17 protein-coding genes are annotated in these 19,442 nt (G+C 71.7%); 3 read left to right on the forward strand and 14 right to left on the reverse strand.

Going from position 1 to position 19,442, the window contains the following annotated elements:
- Positions 1–179: 179 nt before the first annotated feature.
- Genes PV363_RS06425 through PV363_RS06435 form a run of 3 tightly spaced genes read right to left on the reverse strand, consistent with a single transcriptional unit; the run spans position 180 to position 2,649 of the window.
- Positions 180–707, reverse strand: a complete 528-nt coding sequence (locus tag PV363_RS06425) for a shikimate kinase (RefSeq protein ID WP_220347153.1) — start codon at positions 705–707, stop codon at positions 180–182.
- Positions 704–1,882, reverse strand: coding sequence for a chorismate synthase (gene aroC / locus PV363_RS06430; protein WP_301021934.1), 1,179 nt, complete (start codon positions 1,880–1,882; stop codon positions 704–706). The genes PV363_RS06425 and aroC overlap by 4 nt, the downstream gene beginning before the upstream one ends.
- A gap of 53 nt (positions 1,883–1,935) precedes the next feature.
- Positions 1,936–2,649, reverse strand: coding sequence for an A24 family peptidase (locus PV363_RS06435; protein WP_301021935.1), 714 nt, complete (start codon positions 2,647–2,649; stop codon positions 1,936–1,938).
- A 68-nt stretch (positions 2,650–2,717) separates the two neighbouring features.
- Here PV363_RS06435 and PV363_RS06440 point away from each other — a divergent pair, with 68 nt between their 5' ends.
- Positions 2,718–3,332 carry a nucleotidyltransferase family protein gene (locus PV363_RS06440; protein WP_220347152.1) on the forward strand — a complete coding sequence of 205 codons (615 nt, stop codon included), beginning with the start codon at positions 2,718–2,720 and terminating at the stop codon, positions 3,330–3,332.
- Positions 3,333–3,368: 36 nt separating this feature from the next.
- Positions 3,369–4,772, forward strand: coding sequence for an HNH endonuclease (locus PV363_RS06445; RefSeq protein WP_301021936.1), 1,404 nt, complete (start codon positions 3,369–3,371; stop codon positions 4,770–4,772).
- A gap of 69 nt (positions 4,773–4,841) precedes the next feature.
- Here the strand turns inward: PV363_RS06445 and PV363_RS06450 are convergent, their stop codons facing one another.
- The 11 genes from PV363_RS06450 to PV363_RS06500 form a co-directional block, all read right to left on the reverse strand.
- Positions 4,842–5,669 carry a shikimate dehydrogenase gene (locus tag PV363_RS06450; protein ID WP_220365666.1) on the reverse strand — a complete coding sequence of 276 codons (828 nt, stop codon included), beginning with the start codon at positions 5,667–5,669 and terminating at the stop codon, positions 4,842–4,844.
- Positions 5,669–6,805, reverse strand: coding sequence for an endolytic transglycosylase MltG (gene mltG / locus PV363_RS06455; RefSeq protein ID WP_220344618.1), 1,137 nt, complete (start codon positions 6,803–6,805; stop codon positions 5,669–5,671). Before mltG ends, PV363_RS06450 begins: the two co-directional genes overlap by 1 nt.
- Positions 6,802–7,365, reverse strand: coding sequence for a Holliday junction resolvase RuvX (ruvX, locus tag PV363_RS06460; RefSeq protein ID WP_308289381.1), 564 nt, complete (start codon positions 7,363–7,365; stop codon positions 6,802–6,804). Before ruvX ends, mltG begins: the two co-directional genes overlap by 4 nt.
- Positions 7,262–9,940: an alanine--tRNA ligase gene (alaS, locus tag PV363_RS06465; protein ID WP_301021937.1), complete on the reverse strand. Its 2,679-nt coding sequence runs from the start codon at positions 9,938–9,940 to the stop codon at positions 7,262–7,264. The genes ruvX and alaS overlap by 104 nt, the downstream gene beginning before the upstream one ends.
- 15 nt (positions 9,941–9,955) lie before the next feature.
- A complete protein-coding gene (locus PV363_RS06470) occupies positions 9,956–10,261 on the reverse strand; it encodes a DUF6167 family protein (protein ID WP_220347148.1) in 306 nt (101 codons plus the stop codon).
- Positions 10,258–10,842 carry a hypothetical protein gene (locus tag PV363_RS06475; RefSeq protein WP_301021938.1) on the reverse strand — a complete coding sequence of 195 codons (585 nt, stop codon included), beginning with the start codon at positions 10,840–10,842 and terminating at the stop codon, positions 10,258–10,260. Before PV363_RS06475 ends, PV363_RS06470 begins: the two co-directional genes overlap by 4 nt.
- A 49-nt stretch (positions 10,843–10,891) precedes the next feature.
- A complete protein-coding gene (locus PV363_RS06480) occupies positions 10,892–12,271 on the reverse strand; it encodes a replication-associated recombination protein A (RefSeq protein ID WP_220344613.1) in 1,380 nt (459 codons plus the stop codon).
- 46 nt (positions 12,272–12,317) lie between these two features.
- Positions 12,318–14,138 (reverse strand): ABC transporter substrate-binding protein, encoded by a 1,821-nt coding sequence (locus PV363_RS06485; protein ID WP_301021939.1) that lies wholly within the window; start codon positions 14,136–14,138, stop codon positions 12,318–12,320.
- 99 nt (positions 14,139–14,237) lie between these two features.
- Complete coding sequence (gene aspS, locus PV363_RS06490) at positions 14,238–16,004, reverse strand: aspartate--tRNA ligase (protein WP_220344611.1); 1,767 nt, start codon at positions 16,002–16,004, stop codon at positions 14,238–14,240.
- Positions 16,001–17,374, reverse strand: coding sequence for a histidine--tRNA ligase (hisS, locus tag PV363_RS06495; RefSeq protein ID WP_220365673.1), 1,374 nt, complete (start codon positions 17,372–17,374; stop codon positions 16,001–16,003). The genes aspS and hisS overlap by 4 nt, the downstream gene beginning before the upstream one ends.
- Before the next feature lie 2 nt (positions 17,375–17,376).
- On the reverse strand, positions 17,377–18,099 hold the full coding sequence (locus tag PV363_RS06500) for an MBL fold metallo-hydrolase (RefSeq protein ID WP_220344606.1): 723 nt from the start codon (positions 18,097–18,099) through the stop codon (positions 17,377–17,379).
- 143 nt (positions 18,100–18,242) lie between these two features.
- Between PV363_RS06500 and PV363_RS06505 the strand changes: the two genes are divergently transcribed.
- Positions 18,243–19,442: DUF349 domain-containing protein (locus PV363_RS06505; protein ID WP_301021940.1), on the forward strand; the 1,200-nt coding region annotated here is incomplete at its 3' end.

The following is a 19,442-nucleotide window of genomic DNA, read 5'->3' on the forward strand; positions in this document are numbered from 1 at the left end:
GGCGCGGACGGCGTCCTCGGGGATCAGCCCTGGGAGCTCGCCGCTCAGTCCGGTCCCGAGAAGGACCTCGTACGGGGCGTCGGTGTCGACATTGATCCGGGTGGTCTCTGCCACGACGAAACTCCTCGATGAGCGGCCGGTGGTGCGCGGGCGGCGGACGGACGGGGTCTGGTGCTCGGTCACCCGAGCAGAGTCAGGATCTCCTCGGCGATGTCGGACGGCGTACGGCCGTCGGTGGCGACCACGTGCGTCGCCACCGCCTCGTACGTCGGGCGCCGGGCGTCGAGCAGAGCCTTCATCTGCGAGCGTACGTTGCCGAGCAGAAGCGGCCTCGTGCCCGTGAGGCCGACGCGCGCCGCAGCCTCGGCGAGCCCGACGTCGAGGAAGACCACCGTGTGGCCCGAGAGCGCCGCCCGCGTCTCCTCGCGCATGACCGCACCTCCGCCGAGGGCGACGACCCCGCCGTGCTCAGCGAGCGCCGCGGCGACCGCCTCGACCTCGAGCCGCCGGAAGTGCTCCTCGCCGTGCGTGACGAACAGGTCGCCGATGCTGACGCCCGCGGCCTCCTCGATGTCACGGTCGGTGTCGCGCACGTCGACCCCGAGCGCGTCGGCGAGCAGCGCCGCCACGGTCGACTTGCCGGCGCCGGGCGGACCGACCAGGACGACGAGCGGCCGCTGCGGGGTCCCGGGCGTCGACGCGCTCACGCGGGCGTCATCGCGTCGAGGTAGGACGCGACGTGGCGGGCGGTCTCGGTGACGGAGTCGCCACCGCACTTCTCGAGCAGGACGTCGGCCAGCGTGAGCGCGACCATGGCCTCGGCGACGATGCCCGCAGCGGGCACCGCGGCCACGTCGGAACGCTGGTGGTGAGCCTGCGCGGGCTCGCCGGTCGCCACGTCGATCGTCCGGAGGGCGCGGGGCACGGTCGCGATCGGCTTCATGGCGGCGCGCACCCGGAGCACCTCGCCCGTCGACATGCCGCCCTCCGTCCCACCCGAGCGACCCGACGCACGGCGGATGCCGTCCTCGGTGCCGACGATCTCGTCGTGGGCCAGCGACCCACGGGTACGGGCGAGCTCGAAGCCGTCACCGACCTCCACACCCTTGATCGCCTGGATGCCCATCAGTGCGGAGGCCAGACGTGCGTCGAGGCGGCGGTCCCAGTGGACGTGGCTGCCGAGACCCGGCGGGAGGCCGTGCACGACCACCTCGACGATGCCGCCGAGGGTGTCGCCGTCCTTGCGTGCGGCGTCGACCTCCGCGACCATCGCGGCCGAGGTGGCCGGGTCGAGCGTGCGCACCGGGTCGGCGTCGAGTCGCTCGACGTCGTCGATCGTCGGGAGGAGGCCCGCGGGCGCCTTGACCGAGCCGAACTCGACGACGTGGCTGAGCACCGTCGCCCCGCACACCTGGCGCAGGAACGCGGTCGCGACTGCTCCCAGGGCGACGCGCGCGGCTGTCTCGCGAGCGCTCGCCCGTTCGAGGATCGGACGGGCCTCGTCGAAGCCATACTTCTGCATGCCGACGAGATCGGCGTGACCGGGTCGCGGGCGGGTCAACGGGGCGTTGCGGGCGACGCCTGCGAGCTCCTCGGGGTCGACCGGGTCGGCCGACATCACCTGCTCCCACTTCGGCCACTCGCTGTTGCCGATCCGCAGGGCGATCGGGCTGCCGAGCGTGAGCCCGTGGCGGATGCCGCCGACGATCTCGAGCTCGTCGGCCTCGAAGTTCATCCGCGCACCGCGGCCGTAGCCGAGCCGACGTCGCGCGAGCGCGTCCGAGATCGTGGCGCTCGTCACCGAGACGCCCGCAGGCATCCCCTCGACGACGGCAACCAGTGCAGGACCGTGCGACTCCCCGGCCGTCAACCAACGCAGCATGGGGCAAGTCTGTCATGCATGCGCGCCGCGCCCGCCGCGGTCTCGCGCCGGGCTCAGCCCCATGTCCCGAGGAGTGCGACTCCCCACATCGCGCCGGACCACGCGCCGAGCACCATGAACGGACCGAAGGGGAAGGCCAAGCGGTCGACCAGACCCGCGACGGCGAGCGCGACTCCCCCGACGGCGCCGAGCACGAACCCCGCATAGGCACCGACGATCAGCTCGGCCCACCCAAGCGTCGCCAGCGCGATCGCGATCAGGCCCGACAGCCGGACGTCGCCGTAGCCGATGCCGCGCGGGGCGACGAACCAGAGCAGGGCGTACACGCCGGACACCGCGGCCCAACCCACCGCCACGCGGACGAGCACGTCGGCGCTCCCCTCGGCGAGCGCGACGACCCCTGCGAGGAGCAGCGCGACAGGGTAGGCGGGGAGGACGAGGCGTTTGGGCAGGAGGTGCGTGTGCCAGTCGATGGACGAGAGCACGACCCCGAGGACGATGAAGCCGATCCAGAGCGGTAGCGCGGGATCGAGACCCAGACGCCAGCCGAGCGCCGAGGCGAGCACCGCGCAGACGGCGGCGAGCGCCGCGGGAAGGTGCGGCCGCGCCGCCAGCTCGGCGTACGGGATCTTGCGCCGGGCGGAGGGCACGGTGACGGCCGCGTCGGTTGCCGGCTCCGGCAGGCGGGCGATCGACCACGGCGCGACCAGGCCACCGACCGCCGCGGCGACGGCGGCGATCATGGCGGCGACCAGAGGCTCGGGCACGGGGGAACGATAGCCCGGTTGAGGACATGCTCAGCCGCGTTGTCCCCAGGCGCTGCGACGATGCCCCAGTGACCCCGGACCTCCGATCCCAGCTTCCGCTCGACGAGCAGGTCGCCGCACTCCGCGACGCTCTCGCGCAGAACCCCACCCTCGTCACCGTGCTCGAACGCACCGCGGCGCTCGACCTCCCCGGCTGGTACGTCACGGCGGGCGCTGTCTTCCAGACGGTGTGGAACGTCGTGTGCGATCGCCCGGCCGACGCGGGGATCCGCGACTACGACGTCTTCTACCACGACGCGAGCGACCTCTCCTGGGAGGCGGAGGATGTCGTCGTGCGTCGGGCGGCGGAGGTCTTCGACGACCTCGGCGTGGAGGTGGAGGTCCGCAACGAGGCGAGGGTGCACCTCTGGTACGAGGCTCGGTTCGGCGTCGCCTGTCCCCCGTTCCGGTCCTCGGAGGACGCCATCGACCACTTCGCCGCCACCACGTGCTGCGTCGGCCTCCGCCTCGGAGCCGACGGCGGCTGGCAGGTCTACGCGCCGCACGGTCTGGGCGACGTCTTCGGGATGGTCGTGCGACCCAACCCGGTGCTCGCGCCGCGGCACGTCTACGACGAGAAGACCGCCCGCTGGGCACGCGAGTGGCCGCGGCTGCGCGTCCTCCCCTGGCCCGAGCACGCGTGACCGGGGTTGTCAGTGACACCCGATAGCGTCGTACACATGTTCGATCACGCCCTTCCCGAGACGGCCGCCGCCGACCTCGCGGCCACGCTCGTCGCGGGGGTCCACGCGGTGGTGGCGGCGGTGCGCTCGCGAGCCACGCACCACGGCGCCGACGCGATCGAGCTGGGCGCTGCCGAGGTCGACCTCGTCACGGCGTGCGAGGAGGTGGTGCGGATCGCCCAGGGCACCCAGCTCGAGGCCGTCCAGATGCTCGACGAGCGCCGGCGGCGGGTGATGGACGACCGGGTCGACGAGACGGTTCTCACGCGGTCGTTGTTCGCCGAGATCGCACTGGCTCGCCGCGTCTCGACTCCGTCCGGCGAGACCACGTACGCGCTGGCCCGAGCGCTCGCAGTCCACCCTCGGACCCACGACCTGCTCCGCGACGGCACGATCTCGCAGGGTGTCGCGGCAGCGGTCTGCCGTGAGACGACGTTCGCGTCGCTCGACGACCGGCGCCTCATCGACGCCCAGCTGGCGCCGGTGCTCCCCGAGCTCTCACCGCGACGCGCCGCCCAGGAGGCGCGCCGTCTCGTCCTCGCCTCCGACCCGCACGCCGCCTACGAGCGCGTGGTCCGTGCTCGCGCCGAGCGTGCCGTGTCGCTGCGACCGGAGCTCGATGCCATGGCCACGATGACGGTGTACGCGCCCGCGGAGCAGCTCGTGAGCGCCTTCGAGCGCCTCGACCGTGACGCGTCTGCCCGCCGCGCGGACGGCGATCCTCGCACCATCCGACAGATCACAGCCGACCTCGCGGTCGAGGCGCTGACCGGGGTCGGCGTGAAGCAGGACGGTTGGGCGCACCTCGGCGTCGAGGTCGGGGTGGTCATGACGGCCGACACGCTGTTCACGTCCGCTGACGCCCCGGCGACGCTCACCGGCTACGGTCCGGTCCCGGCCGAGCTGGCGCGCCGCCTCGCGTCGTCCGAGCATGCCTGGGTCCGTCGGTTCTTCACCGCTCCGGACGGCGAGACGCTCACCGGCTCCGACCCGCGGGCGCGCCGGTTCACCGCGGCGGTTCGGCGACTCGTGCAGGTGGTCGACGGTCAGTGCCGCAGACCGTGGTGCGACTGTCGGATCCGCGACATCGACCATGTGGTGCCCTACGCGCGCGGCGGGTCCACGTCCGCCAGCAACGCCCAAGGTGCGTGCCAGTCCGACAACCTCGTCAAGGAGCTCCCCGGCTGGGCGGTCACAGGCAGAGCGTCGCCTGACAGGACCCTGCCCTCGGAGGTGCGGTGGCGGACACCGACCGGCCATCTCCACACGTCGCGGCGGCGCGGCGCCGCGCGTGTCCCACCGCCGGCCTCCCGAGGGGGCGAAGGCGAGCCTGAGTCAGCGATGGAGTCAGCGACAAGGTCGGCGATGGAGTCACGGTTCGCCGCCCTGCTGAGCGCGTGACCGCGACTCTCCGCGTGACCGCAACGAACCACGCGCCCGCGTGACCGCGACGACCCGCGGTGCGGGTCGCTAGCGGCACGCCGACAACGCCGCGAGCGCGGCGTCGCGGAGCAGCACGGCCGACACCTCGTGACCGGTCATGAGCCGGACCTGTTCGGCGCCCTGGTGCGCGAGCAGGTCGAGTCCCGAGACGATGGGGACCGCCTCGGCGTGAGCGGCTCGGGCGAGCGGGGTCGGCCACGGGTCGTAGACGACGTCGAGGACGGCGTCGCACCGCATCGCGAGCATCTGCGCGAACGGCGCGACCGCGTCGGCCGGGACGGTCGAGACCACGACCTCGGCCGAGCGAGCGAGGTCCGCCCCCATGCCGACGACCTCCACCGCGATCGCGTCCTCGCCGCCGGCCGCGCTCGTGATCCGCTCCGCGAGAAGCGCCCCGCGGTCCAGCGAACGGACGGCGAGGGTGACGCGGCGCAGGCCGAGACGCCGCAACGAGGCCACCATCGACTCCGCTGTCGCTCCGGCGCCGATGACGAGCGCGTCCTCGACCTCGTGGACGCCTCGCTCCCGGAGCGCTGCCGTACCCCCTGACACGTCGGTGTTGAACCCGTGCCTGCCTTCGACGTCGATGATGACGGTGTTGACGCCGCCGACCTCGCGGCCCGTCTCGTGAACGGTGTCGAGGTACGGGATGACCGCTCGCTTCAGCGGCATCGTCAGCGACAGCCCACGCCACGCCTCGTCGAGCCCCGAGAGGAACGGGCCGATGCCGTCCTCATCGACCTCCAACGCGTCATAGCTCCAGTCGGACAGTCCCAGCTCGGCGTACGCAGCCCGGTGCATGACCGGTGACAGCGAGTGCGAGATGGGGCTCCCGAGCACGGCACAGCGGGGCATCAGCACTTCTCGGACGTCGTGCAGAACTCCCGCAGCTCGGCGATGTTGCGGTTGTGCTCCTCGAGCGACGGCGCGAACTTCGTCTCGCCGGTGTCGAGGTCGACCGCGACGAAATAGAGCCAGTCGCCGTCAGCCGGGTTCAGGGTGGCCTCCAGCGCCGCCTCACCCGGGTTGCCGATCGGTCCCGGCGGCAGACCGACGACCTTGTACGTGTTGTACGGGGAGTCGGAGTCGCGGTCGGTGCTGTCGGTCCACACCGAGCCGTCCTTGCCGGAGACGAAGTGGACCGTGGAATCCATCTGCAGCGCCATGCCGACGTCCAGGCGGTTGTAGATCACCCGCGCGACCTTCGGCGCATCCTTCGCACGACCCGACTCCGCCTCGACGATGCTCGCGATGGTGAGTGCCTCGTGCGGCGTGATCCCCAGCGCCGCGGCGCGACCCTCGAGGTCGAGGTCGCTCTCCATCTCGACCGCCTTCTTGACCATCTGCTGGAGCAGCGAGAGCGGCGTCGCGTCGGGCGCGACGGTGTAGGTGGCCGGGAAGAGGTAACCCTGAGGATCACCGTCGGCCGCCGCAGGGAGACCGAGCTTCGGATCCTCCAGGGCGGCCATGACGTCCTTCTTGGAGAACTCTGTCCGCTTGACGATCTGGGCGACGACCTGGTCGACCCGAGCGCCCTCCGGCACCGAGATGGACGCGTCGACGCGACTGTCCGGACTGATCAGCGTCGTGACCGCCGAGCGTGCCGCCATCTCCTTCTTGAGCTGGTAGAAGCCGGGCTGCACCTGGTTCATCTCCGGCGCACCCGAGGCTGCCTCGAGGAACGCATCGACACTCGCGACGACGCCCTTCGCCTTCAGCTCCCGCCCGATGGCCGCCACGGTGTCGCCCTTGCGGACCTCGATGACGACGCTCCCGGTGCCGTCACCGGAGTAGTCCTCGGGTCCACCGAGGAAGTCGCCGGCAGCACCCACGAGCTTGGAGACGCCGAGATAGCCGCCGACGCAGACGGCGGCGACGATGAGCAGGAGGAAGAAGCAGCCGGGTCCGCGGCGTTGCTTCTTCTGCGCGCGGGCGGCCCGGTGGCCGGCGGGGCGGCGCTCACGGTCGGGCAGGATACCGAGGTCGCTCACGAGCCCACCTCGATCAGCTCACCGGGAAGGTTGCCGCTCGTCCGCTCGATGTCGAGCGCGGACTGGAGGATCACGACCGCAGCGGCCTGATCCACGACAGAGCGTTGCTGCTTCGCCTTCCGGCCGGCCTGGCGCAGGCCCTGCTGTGCAGTCACCGTCGACATCCTCTCGTCCACGAGCCTGACCGGGGTTGGAGCCGACGCTGCCGCCAGCTCCTCGGCGTAGGCCCTCACCTTGCGTGCTGCGGGCCCCATGTCTCCCGAGAGCGACCGTGGCAAGCCAACCACAATTTCGATGGCTTGACGATCATCCGCGATGGCCAGGATGTCGCGTACCGACTCAGGACCGGCCGCCACCGTCTCGACGGGGGTCGCCAGGATCCCGGAAGGATCACAGGTGCTCACACCGATCCGTACGTCGCCGACGTCGACCCCGATTCGGGTCCCGCGGCGCACGTCAGACCGCGTCCTGGATCGCGCGGCGAACCGCCTCGAGCGCAGCCGGTGCCGCACCGACCTCGGTGCCGCCACCTTGCGCCACGTCGGCCTTGCCGCCGCCACGTCCGCCGAGGGCGTCCATCGCCGGCTTGATGAGGGTGCCGGCAGCAAGACCCGCGGCGCGCCCGGCGTCATTGACCGCGACGACGCAGGCCGCCTTGCCGTCCGCCGTGCCGATCACCGTGACCACCGACGGCCGCGCGGGGTCGAGACGCCCACGAACGTCGAGCGCGAGTGTCCGTGCGTCCTTGGCGGCGAGCCCGTCGGCGACGTGGCCGACGTACGCGACGCCACCGACGTCCGCCGCGCCCGCGGCGAGGTCGGAGACCGACGACAGGAGCTGCGCCGAGCGGAGCTTCTCGACCTCCTTCTCGACCGCGCGGAGCCGCCCGACGAGGTCGGCGACCCGTCCCGGCACGTCCGCGCGCTGCACCTTGAGCAGGTCGCTGACCTGGGCGACGAGATCGCGCTCACGGGCCAGGTACGAGAAGCCCTCGAGCCCGACGACAGCCTCGACGCGTCGGTTGCCCGCGCCGACCGACGAGTCCGACGTGAGCACGATCGTCCCGATCTGCGACGACCGTGAGACGTGGGTGCCACCGCACAGCTCGCGCGACCACGGCCCGCCGATCTCGACGACCCGCACGTCCTCGCCGTAGGTCTCGCCGAACAGCGCCAGCGCGCCGATCTCCTTCGCCCGCGCGAGCGACATGGTCGCGGCGCTCACGGGCAGGTCCTCGCGGAGCGCGACGTTGGCGGCCTGCTCGACGTCGTGCAGCTGCTCCGGCGACAGCGCGCTGGACCAGCCGAAGTCGAGCCGGAGGTAGCCCGGCCGGTTGTACGAGCCGCTCTGGAGTGCGGTGGGGCCGAGCACCTCGCGCAGAGCGGCGTGGACCACATGGGTGCCCGAGTGTGCCTGGCACGCACCGACACGCCACTGCGGGTCCACGTCGGCCTGCAACGACGTGCCCTCGGTCAGCTCTCCCTCGAGGACCCGCACCTGGTGGACGACCAGACCGCGCACCGGGCGCTGAACGTCGAGGACCTCCGCTCGACCGCCGTCCCACACGAGCACGCCCGCATCCGCGCTCTGCCCGCCGGACTCGGCATAGAAGGGGGTCCGGTCGAGCACGACCTCGGCGACCTGGGACTCCCCCACGGCCTGCGTGCGTCCGGCCTCCTGGATCAGCGAGCGCACCGACGACTCGGTGCTCAGCGTCTCGTACGCCAGCCACTCCGTCGGACCGGACGCACTGAGGGCGTCACGGTAGATCGTGGTGTCGGCGTGCTGGCCCTTCTTGGACTTCGCGTCCGCCTTCGCACGTGCTCGCTGCTCGGACATCAGGGCCCGGAAGCCGGCCTCGTCGACCGCCAGCCCTTGCTCGGCGGCCATCTCGAGCGTGAGATCGATCGGGAAGCCGTACGTGTCGTGCAGCTGGAACGCCTTGTCGCCGCCGAGGGTGGAGGCACCCTCCTGCTTGACGGTGTCCGCCGCGAGGTCGAAGATCTGCGTGCCCTTGGCCAGGGTCTGGCGGAACGCGTCCTCCTCCGCGTACGCGATCTGCGAGATGCGCGCGAAGTCGGAGGCGATCTCCGGGTACGCCCGAGACATCTGGTCGCGGCTGACCGGCAGCAGCTCGGGCAGCGCCGGGTCGTCGTAGCCGAGGAGCCGCATCGAGCGCACCGCGCGACGGAGCAGACGGCGCAGAACGTAGCCGCGCCCTTCGTTGCCCGGCGTGACGCCGTCGCCGATGAGCATGAGCCCGCTGCGGACGTGGTCGGCGATCACGCGGAAGCGGACGTCGTCACCAGCGTCAGCGCCGTAGCGACGACCGGAGAGGGCCGAGGCCCGCTCGATCACCGGGAAGACCTGATCGATCTCGTACATGTTCTGCTTGCCCTGCAGCAGGTACGCCACCCGCTCGAGACCCATGCCGGTGTCGATGTTCTTGCGGGGCAACGGCCCGACCACGTCGAAGTCGGCCTTGCTCCGGACCTGGCTGAGCTCCTCCTGCATGAACACGAGGTTCCAGATCTCGAGGAAGCGGTCCTCGTCGACGACCGGGCCACCGTCCGGACCGTACTCGGGCCCACGGTCGATGTAGATCTCCGAGCACGGACCGCCCGGTCCGGGGACGCCCATGTGCCAGTAGTTGTCCTCCAGCCCGCGGTCCTGGATGCGCTCGTCCGGCAGCCCGGCGACCCGCCGCCACGCGTCGCGCGCCTCGGTGTCGCTCGGCAGCACCGTCACCCAGATCTTGTCAGGGTCGAACCCCAGCCCGCCCTCGGCGACCGACCCGGTGACCAGGGTCCAGGCCAGCTCGATGGCGCCTTCCTTGAAGTAGTCGCCGAACGAGAAATTCCCCAGCATTTCGAAGAAGGTCAGGTGCCGGGCGGTGTAGCCGACATTGTCCAGATCGTTGTGCTTGCCGCCCGCGCGGACGCATTTCTGCGAGCTGGTGGCACGGTTGTAGGGAGGCTTGGCCGCGCCCGTGAAATAGTCCTTGAACGGCACCATGCCCGCGTTGACGAACAGCAGGTTGGGGTCGTCCAGGATCAGGGACGCCGACGGCACCACCGTGTGCCCGGACTTCTCGAAGTGTTCGAGGAACCGGCGGCGGATCTCGGCTGTTTCCATGGAGGGTGGCTGTCCTTACTCGTCGTACGGGGAGAGCGGAAGTGGAGCGTGCGGGGCCGCAGGCGGGGCGGCACCGAGGCTACGCCGGTCGTCAGCGGCCGGGGACAGGGCCGGAAGCCCGAGCTGGGCGGCGATCTCGGCCTCGCGGTGGGCCATGCCGGTGCGGAGCTCGTCGGCGAACGCCTGGGCGCCGAGCTGCCAGGCGGCGATCTGGTCGGTGACGCCTGCGGGGGTGAGCCGGTAGGCCAGGCGTCGAGCCTTGACGCTCCCGTACACGCCCGCGGTCGTGCCCGCGACGAACCACAGCACGCGGCCCTTCATCGTGTGCCCTCCTGCTCGGTCGTCGGGGGTGAGCCACCGATCCACGACGTCGTGCTCGTGTCGTCGTGGGAGACCGGGACCGACCGTGCCGCCATCCGTGCGGCACGCCGCCTGAGCTTGCGGCGACGGCGGAACTCGCGACGGACGATCCCTCGGATCCGGTCCCTGCTCTCGGGCCGCAACGCGTACATCAGTCCGTGGCTGAGCACGGCGCCGCGGACCAACGGACGTCCCATGGTAGCCGCCACCAGCTGCTCTCCCGAAGGAAGGACGATGACGGTCCCGTCCTGGGTGACCACGGCGTGCTCGTGCGGGAGGACCTGACGCGCACGTCCGTCGGTGCGTTCGAGCGGAACCGGGGCGTAGACGACCTCCCCCGTCCCGTGCTGCGTCGTCGTCGCGTGCGGCGTCTCTGCCGGCAGACGCCGATCGACGTCGTGCGGCAGGTCACCGGCGCGCTCCTGGAGGCCCCGTACCTCTCGTCGTAGCCGCCGCAGCGCGCGGAAGGCCATCAGCGCGGCAGCGAGAGCGAGGATCGCGACGCCGCACGCGAGCACGGTGACCCAGGACTCGTTCGGCATGAGCCGACCCTACCGATCGACGTCGAGCCCTTACCGATCGACGGCGCTCTCAGCCGCCACCGCGGGCACGGGGGTCGCGCAGGATCTCTCGGAGCCGGGCCACGCGCTCGGCGTACGCCGCCTCCTGCCCGCGCCCGGTCGGGCGGTAGTAGTCCTGCCCGTCGATCTCGTCCGGGGCGTACTGCTGGGCCGACACGCCGCGCGGGTCGTCGTGCGCGTACTTGTAGTCGTGGCCGTGCCCCAGCTTCTTGGCGCCTGCGTAGTGGGCGTCACGCAGCGCCGGGGGGACCGCACCAGCCTTGCCCGCGCGTACGTCGGCGGTCGCGGCCGCGATCGCCTTGTAGGCGGCGTTGGACTTGGGGGCGAGCGCGAGCGTGATCACGACCTGCGACAACGTCAGGGCGGCCTCGGGGAAGCCGATCATCGCGACGGCCTGCGCTCCCGCGACCGCGGTCTGGAGGGCGACCGGGTCGGCGAGGCCGATGTCCTCGCTCGCGAGGATCATCAGCCGGCGAGCGAGGAACTTCGGGTCCTCCCCCGCCTCGACCATCCGCGCCAGGTAGTGCAGCGACGCGTCGACGTCGGACCCACGGATCGACTTGATGAGCGCGCTCGTCACGTCGTAGTGCTGGTCGCCCTGGCGGTCGTAGCGCACCGCCGCCCGGTCGACCGCGCTCGCGGCGTCCTCGACGGTGATGTGCTCCCGCTCCTGAGACGCCGCAGCACCGGCCGCCGCCTCGAGATAGGTGAGGGCACGGCGCGCGTCGCCGCCTGCCAGCCGGACGATGTGGTCACGCGCCTCGTCGTCGAGGCTGACCGTGCCGCCGAGCCCTCGCTCGTCGAGCACCGCCCGCTCGACGAGGGTCGCGACGTCGTCGTCGGTGAGCGGCTCGAGCGTCAGGAGCAGCGACCGCGACAGCAGCGGCGAGATCACGGAGAAGTGCGGGTTCTCCGTGGTCGCGGCGATCAGCGACACCCAGCGGTTCTCGACCCCGGGCAGCAGGGCGTCCTGCTGCGCCTTGGAGAAGCGGTGGACCTCGTCGACGAACAGGACCGTCTCCCGACCGCCCTGGGAGAGCTGTCGCCGCGCCGACGCGAGCGTCTCACGGACCTCCTTGACCCCGGCGGAGACCGCTGACACCTCGACGAAGCGCCGGTTGGTCTGATGACTCACCAGCGAGGCGAGCGTCGTCTTGCCGGTGCCCGGAGGTCCCCACAGGATCAGCGACATCGACTGGTCGCCGTGGATCATGCGCCGAAGCGGCGACCCAGGGCCGAGCAGCGACTCCTGGCCGACCAGCTCGTCGAGGGTGCGCGGGCGCATCCGCACCGCGAGCGGCGCGGCGCGGTGCTGCGCATCGCTCAGGCTGCCGCCACCCGACGCAGGCGGAGCGACGTCGGGGACGTCGAACAGGGCGTCGGAGTCCATCGCACCAGCGTACGCGGCGCCTCAGGTGCCCTGGTCGACGTACGACTCAGTTGCCCTGGTCCACGTACAGGTCCGCGAAGATCGGCATACCGAGCATCTCGTTGACCGACATGCCCCCGACCCTGCTCCCCCGCGCGAGAGCCACTCCGCGGTGGCCGAGCACCACCGCCGGGTAGTAGCGCGTGCCGATCCGCTCGTCGAGCGCACCCCACGCCCTGGCCGCGGCCGCGGCGGTGAGGGTGCCGAGGATCCGGTCGATCTCGCGCTGGACGCCTGGCTCAGTCAGCATCGACGGATTGGGCCGACCAGGGCCATCAACCGGGGCGGTCTCCCACTGCGCAGGGAACCACGACGAACCCGTCGGCCAGTCGGAGCACCGAGCCGCATCGACCACGTCGTGCGGGCCGTCGGGGTCGAGCTGAACGGTGCGGAGACGATCGGCGGTGGTCGCGATCGGTCGTGGATCGAAGCCTGCACGGCGCAGCGAGGTGACCACGACGTCCTTGACGGCGACCTTCTCCGGGACGTCGCTGGCGTAGTACCACCGGACCCGCGACCCGAGGGCATCGGCACGCGTCAGGAGACGCCGTGCCTCGGCGACGTCCGTACGACGCCCGCCGTTGCCCAGCGGGTCGTACGAGCGGTGTCCTGTGGTCCCCGGCGGGAGGATCGTCGTGCCCGGGAGCCGGGTCGCCCCGACGGTCTCTCGGCCGGCCCGCCACGCCGCCTCGTACGGGTAGGCCCAGCCGAGTGCACGTCGCACGCGCAGGTCGGGGATCCGGCGGGTGTCGACGTGCCACAGGTAGGTGCAGGGCGACGCCGCCACAGCGACCCGCGAGGGGGCGCGTTCGCGCATCGCGACCAGGCCCTCGGGGCCGAGGGAGTCGTAGCTCAACGCGCGCTGGGCGTCACCGTCGTTCTCGAGCAGCAGCTCGTCGATGCGTTCGGGGGCCTGTCCCCAGAGGAACGTCCAGCCGTCGGCGTACTGGTGGCGTCCCGGATCGGTCGCCGGGTCCCACTGCGCGTTGCGGACGAGGACGAGGGTGGTGCCGCGACGCAGGCTCGCCACCCGGTAGGGGCCGGTGGAGACCAGCCGGTCGCCGTACGCCGCCGGGCGGGCGTCGGCGGCGCGGGGCACCGGCGAGAACTGTGGCAGGGCGACGACGTAGGGCATCTCGGCGACCGGCCGCCGGAGGCGGAAGGTGATCGTCCGTCCGCGCACCTCGACGCCGCGGAAGGCTGCGCCGGCGTACCACCCGCGGGCGTACCCGGGACGGCGACGCAGCTCGGCCGCGGACGCGTACGGCCCTTGATAGCGGTCCCCGTCACGGAAGAACGCACGGAGGTACGACGGGGCGCCGGGCAGCACGTCGGCGGCGAAGGCACGCTGGAGGCCGTAGGCGATGTCCTGCGCGGTCACGGCGGTGCCGTTCTCGAAGCGGACGCCCGACCGCAGCGTGAACGTCCAGGCGGTGCGGTCGTCGTTGGCCACGCCGAGGTCGGTCGCGAGATCGGGGACGAGCTCCATCCGGCCCGTGACGGGGTTGCGGCGGAGCTGCGTCAGCGAGCGGGTCAGCAGCCCCGACAGGATGCCCCGGGTGTCGACGAACGACGATCGCGCTGGATCGAGCGACTCGGGCACCGTGGAGCTGAGGACCGTCAGCAGTCCGCCGCGCGTCGCCCCCGGGACCTCGGCGGCGGGCGCGGCGGCGTCCGGGGCCGTGGCGCTGCCCGCACGGCCCGCTGCCACCTGGTCCGGCGTCTCCGTGGTCGCCGCGGGACCCGCCGGCCGGTCAGGCGAGGTGCAGGCGCCGATCAGCACGCCGACGCAGAGCACCGCGAGAACCTGCCTCAGCCCGCGTCTCACGAGCACTCCTCCGTCCCGGGGCCCCGTGGGCGGGACACGCTCCCACGACCCTAGGGGAGCCCACCGACACGCGGCGACTACACCGCGGTCACGGTTTCGTCAGCCGTCGGTACCCGGCGGTGGCGCGTCGATGCCGGCCTCCTTGCGCTGCTGCGCCGTGATCGGCGCGGGCGCGCCGGTCAGCGGATCGCCGCCGGAGGCCGTCTTCGGGAAGGCGATCACGTCGCGGATGGTCTCCGCGCCGGTCAGCAGCGCGACCACGCGGTCGATCCCGAGGGCGATGCCGCCGTGCGGCGGCGGGCCGTACTGGAAGGCCTCGAGGAGGAAGCCGAACTGGCCCTGCGCCTGCTCCTCGGTCAGTCCGAGCACGTCGAAGACACGCTTCTGCATCTCCGAGCGGTGGATACGGATCGACCCGCCACCGAGCTCGCTGCCGTTGAGCGTGATGTCGTACGCCTGGCTCAGCGCCGAGTCCGGATCGGTGTCGAAGGTGTCGGCGAACTCCGGCGCCGGGGCGGTGAACGGGTGGTGGATCGACGTCCACGCGTCGTGGCCGTCCTCCCCCACGTACTCGAACATCGGGGCCTGGTTGACCCAGAGGAACTCCCACCGGTCGTGGTCGATGAGGCCGCAACGCTCACCGATCTCCACGCGCACCGCCGCCAGCAGCGCCTTGGCGGCGTTGTACTGGTCGGCGGCGAAGAAGATGCAGTCACCCGGCTTGGCTCCGGCGTGCGCGACCAGACCCTCGCGCTCGGACTCCGAGAGGTTCTTGGCGACCGGACCGCCGAGGGTCCCGTCCTCCTGGACGAGCACGTACGCAAGCCCCTTCGCGCCGCGCGCCTTCGCGAACTCCTGCCAGGCGTCGAGCGTGCGTCGGGGCTGGTCGGCGCCGCCGGGCATCACGACCGCGCCGACGTGCCAGTGACGGCCCTTCGGAGCGAAGACGCGGAACGGTGTGTCCTTGAAGTAGTCGGTGAAGTCGACCAGCTCGCACCCGAACCGCATGTCGGGGCGGTCGATGCCGAACCGTGCCACCGCCTCGCGGAAGGACATCCGCGGGATCGGCAGCGGGATCTCGTAGCCGAGGATCTCGCGCCAGATGCGCACGAGGATCTCCTCGGTGAGCGCGTAGACGTCCTCCTCCTCGAGGAAGCTCATCTCGACGTCGAGCTGGGTGAACTCGGGCTGCCGGTCGGCGCGGCTGTCCTCGTCGCGGAAGCACCGTGCGATCTGGTAGTACCGCTCCATGCCGGCGACCATCAGCAGCTGCTTGAACAGCTGCGGCGACTGCGGCAGGGCGTACCAGGTGCCCGGACGCGTCCGGGCCGGCACCAGGAAGTCGCGAGCGCCCTCCGGCGTCGACGCCGTGAGGTTGGGCGTCTCGAACTCGAGGAAGCCCTGCTCGGCCATCACCTCGCGGATGATCCGGGTGACGGCGGCGCGGGTGCGCAGGTTCTTGGCCATCTCGGCACGGCGCAGGTCGAGGTAGCGGTACTTGAGGCGCACCTCCTCGCCGACGGGGCTGGCGTGGAACTCCTCGACCGGGAACGGCAGCGGCGCCGACTCGCTGAGGATCTCCACGGAGTCCGCGATGACCTCGATCTGACCTGTCGGGAGGTTCGGGTTGTCGTTGCCCTCGGGCCGGCGCTCAACGGTGCCCACGACCTTGAGGCAGAACTCGCTGCGCAGGGGCCGGGCCACCTCCTCGTCCCTGATCACGACCTGCGCCACACCCGAGGCGTCGCGCAGATCGATGAACGCCACGCCTCCGTGGTCACGGCGGCGGGCCACCCAGCCGGCCAGCGTGACGCGGGTCCCTGCGTCGGTGGCGCGGAGGCTGCCTGCCTCGTGGGTGCGGATCACGATGTTGCTCCTCGGGTGTCGTTCGTGGGGGTCGGGGCGTTCGGGGTGACGACGGCGGGGCGCAGGTCGTCGGCGGGTGGGGTCCAGACGTCCGGATCGGCGTCGGCCTGGTCTCCGCTGCGGATGTCCTTGACCTGGTCGGCACCGTCGCCGGTCGCCGGGAACCAGACGTACGGGATGCCCCGACGCTCGGCGTACCGGATCTGCTTGCCGAACTTCTGCGGAGCGGCGGCGACCTCCGTCGGGACACCGCGTGCCCGCAGGCGCTGCGCGATCGCGTTGCTCCGCGGACGCGACTCCTCGTCGACGAGCGCGACGAGGACAGCGGAGGGGACGACACGCGACGTCGTCAGGTGTCCTCGGGAGATCAGCGGGACGAGCAGGCGGGTCACGCCCAGCGAGATGCCGACGCCCGGATAGACGTTGCGGCCGTCGTCGGCCAGCTTCTCGTAGCGTCCGCCGGAACAGATCGACCCGAGGCTCTCGAAGCCTTCGAGCACCGTCTCGAACACCGAGCCCGTGTAGTAGTCGAGGCCGCGCGCGATGCGGAGGTCGGCAGTCACCGTGACACCGTCGAGCTCGACGGCTGCGAGTGCCTCGACCAGCTGGGCGAGCTCCTGCAGGCCCTCGTCGAGCAGCGGGTCGTCGACCCCGAGCGCGCGGACCTGGTCCACGAACGACGCGTCGGAGGTCCGGATGCCGGCGAGCGCCAGGCACTTGCCGGCCTGCTCCTCGTCGAGGTCCTCCTTGGCGAGGAGGTCACGCACGCCGTCCGCCGGGAGCTTGTCGATCTTGTCCATGACCCGCATGACGGCAGCCGGGTCGGCCGCGCCGAGCCCGCGGTAGAAGCCCTCGAGGAGCTTGCGGTTGTTGACCTGGATCCGCAGCGGCGGGACCGGCAGACCAGACAGCGCCTCGGCCATCACGGTCGCGATCTCGACGTCGAAGTGGAACGGGAGCTCGTCCTTGGCCACCACGTCGATGTCGGCCTGGGTGAACTCCCGGAACCGCCCTTCCTGGGGCCGCTCGCCTCGCCAGACCTTCTGGATCTGGTAGCGCCGGAACGGGAACTCCAACTTGCCCGCGTGCTCGAGGACGTACCTCGCGAACGGCACGGTGAGGTCGAAGTGCAGGCCGATCCCGGCGTCGCCCTCCCCCTCGGCCGCCTGGAGGCGCCGCAGGACGTAGACCTCCTTGTCGATCTCACCCTTGCGGAGCAGCTGGTCCATCGGCTCGACGGCGCGAGTCTCCACGGGCGCGAAGCCGTGGAGCTCGAACGTGCGGCGCAGGTGGTCGAGGACGTGCTGCTCGGCGAAGCGGTCGGCAGGCAGCAGCTCGGGGAACCCCGACAGGGGTGTGGGGCGTGCCATCGTCAGGCGTCCTCTCGTCCGGACGCAGACGGCGAGCCGACGTACTGCTGCACGAACGGGTTGGTCGCGCGCTCGCGGCCCACCGAGCTCTGGGTGCCGTGCCCGGGCAGGACCGCCACGTCGTCGGGCAGCTCCATGAAGCGCCGCAGGCTGGCCACCATCTCGTCCATGTCGCCGCCGACGAGGTCCGTGCGTCCGATCGAGCCGGCGAAGAGGAAGTCGCCGGTGAACGCGACCTGGGAGACGGGCTCGTCGCCGGTGTGGTCGACCCGGTAGACGACCGTGCCCGGAGTGTGACCGGGGAGGTGGTCGACGGTGAAGCTCAGGCCTGCGGCCTCGATCACCGCGCCGTCGGTCGCGTCACGCACGTCGGCGGGCTCGCGGAACTCCGGAGCGTCGTCGAGGCCGAACTGCGTACGGAGCATCGCCGCGGACTCCCCGGAGATCGCGGCCATCGGGTCGGCCAGGAGGTGCCGGTCGGCCGGGTGGACGTAGACCGGCACACCGTACTCCTCCGCGACATCGGCGACCTGCCACATGTGGTCGAAGTGGCCGTGCGTGACGAGGACGGCGACGGGCGTGAGGTTCTGCTCGGAGACGACCGTACGGATACCCGTGAGGGACTCCATCCCGGGGTCGACGATCACGCACTCCGTACCGGGTCCGCGACCCACGAAGTAGCAGTTGGCCGCCAGCGGGCCGGCGGGAAAAGCGGCGATCAGCACACGGAACAGCGTACGCGAGCGCCCGTGGCGGCGGCGACTCGCTTCGTCGCGACGAGCGCCGCGCTCGCCAAACGGACGGACAGGAGCACCATCGGCCCGTCATCCTTCTAGACTGTGCCCGACACAACGGACAAGGTGGATACGTGAGCGAGAACCTCTCGAACCCTTCTGAGGCCTGGGGCCGCATCGACGACCAGGGGACGGTGTACGTCCGGACCCGGGACGGCGAGCGCGTCGTCGGGCAGTGGCCGGACGGCGACCCGGCCGAGGCCATGGCCCTCTTCACCCGCCGCTACGAAGGGCTCGCGGTCGAGGTGGAGCTCCTCGAGAAGCGGATCGCCTCCGACAGCCTGTCGCCGGAGGACGCCAAGCGTGCCGTCGACCAGGTCCGTACGGCCGTCGACAACGCGGCCGCCGTCGGAGACCTCGACGCCCTGAAGGACCGGCTCGACGCGCTCGGCCCGCTGATCGAGGCCCAGCGTGAGCGCCGAAAGGCCGCCCGCGCGGAGCGAGCCGCCGAAGCGCAGGTCCAGAAGGAGGAGATCGCGCGCACCGCCGAGGAGATCGCCGCCAGCGACGACTGGAGGCGGGGCGCCGACCGTCTGCGCGAGATGCTCGAGCAGTGGAAGTCGCTCCCCCGGCTCGACAAGGCCGTCGACGACGAGCTGTGGCACCGGTTCTCCACCGCCCGTACGGCCTACACCCGCCGCCGCAAGGCGCACTTCGCGGAGCAGAACGAGCGGCGTGGTCAGGCCCAGCAGATCAAGGAGCGCCTCACCCTGGAGGCCGAGGCGCTCGCCGACTCCACCGACTGGGGACCGACCGCCGGCAAGTTCCGTGACCTCATGGCGCAGTGGAAGGCCGCCGGCCCGGCGCCGCGCGGGATCGACGACCGCCTGTGGAAGAGGTTCCGCGGCGCTCAGGACACGTTCTTCGGCGCGCGCGACGAGGCCAACTCGCGCCTCGACGAGGAGTACGCCGCCAACGCCGAGGTCAAGCTGGAGATCCTCGCCGAGGCCGAGGCGCTCCTGCCCATCGAGGACCTGGACGCTGCTCGTGCCGCATGGCGCGGCATCGCCGACCGCTGGGAGGCCGCCGGCAAGGTGCCGCGTGGGCAGATGAAGGAGCTCGAAGGCCGTCTGCGCGCGGTCGAGAAGGCGATCGCCTCCGCCGCCGACGAGGAGTGGCGCCGGAGCAACCCGGAGACGCGTGCCCGTGTCGACGACACGGTGAGCAAGCTCGAGAAGTCCGTGGCCGACATCGAGGCCCAGCTGGAGTCGGCCAAGACATCGGGCAACGACCGCAAGATCCGCGAGCTGCAGGATGCGCTCGAGGCCCGGCAG

The organism is Mumia sp., from assembly GCF_028803055.1.
Classification (GTDB): Bacteria; Actinomycetota; Actinomycetes; order Propionibacteriales; family Nocardioidaceae; genus Mumia.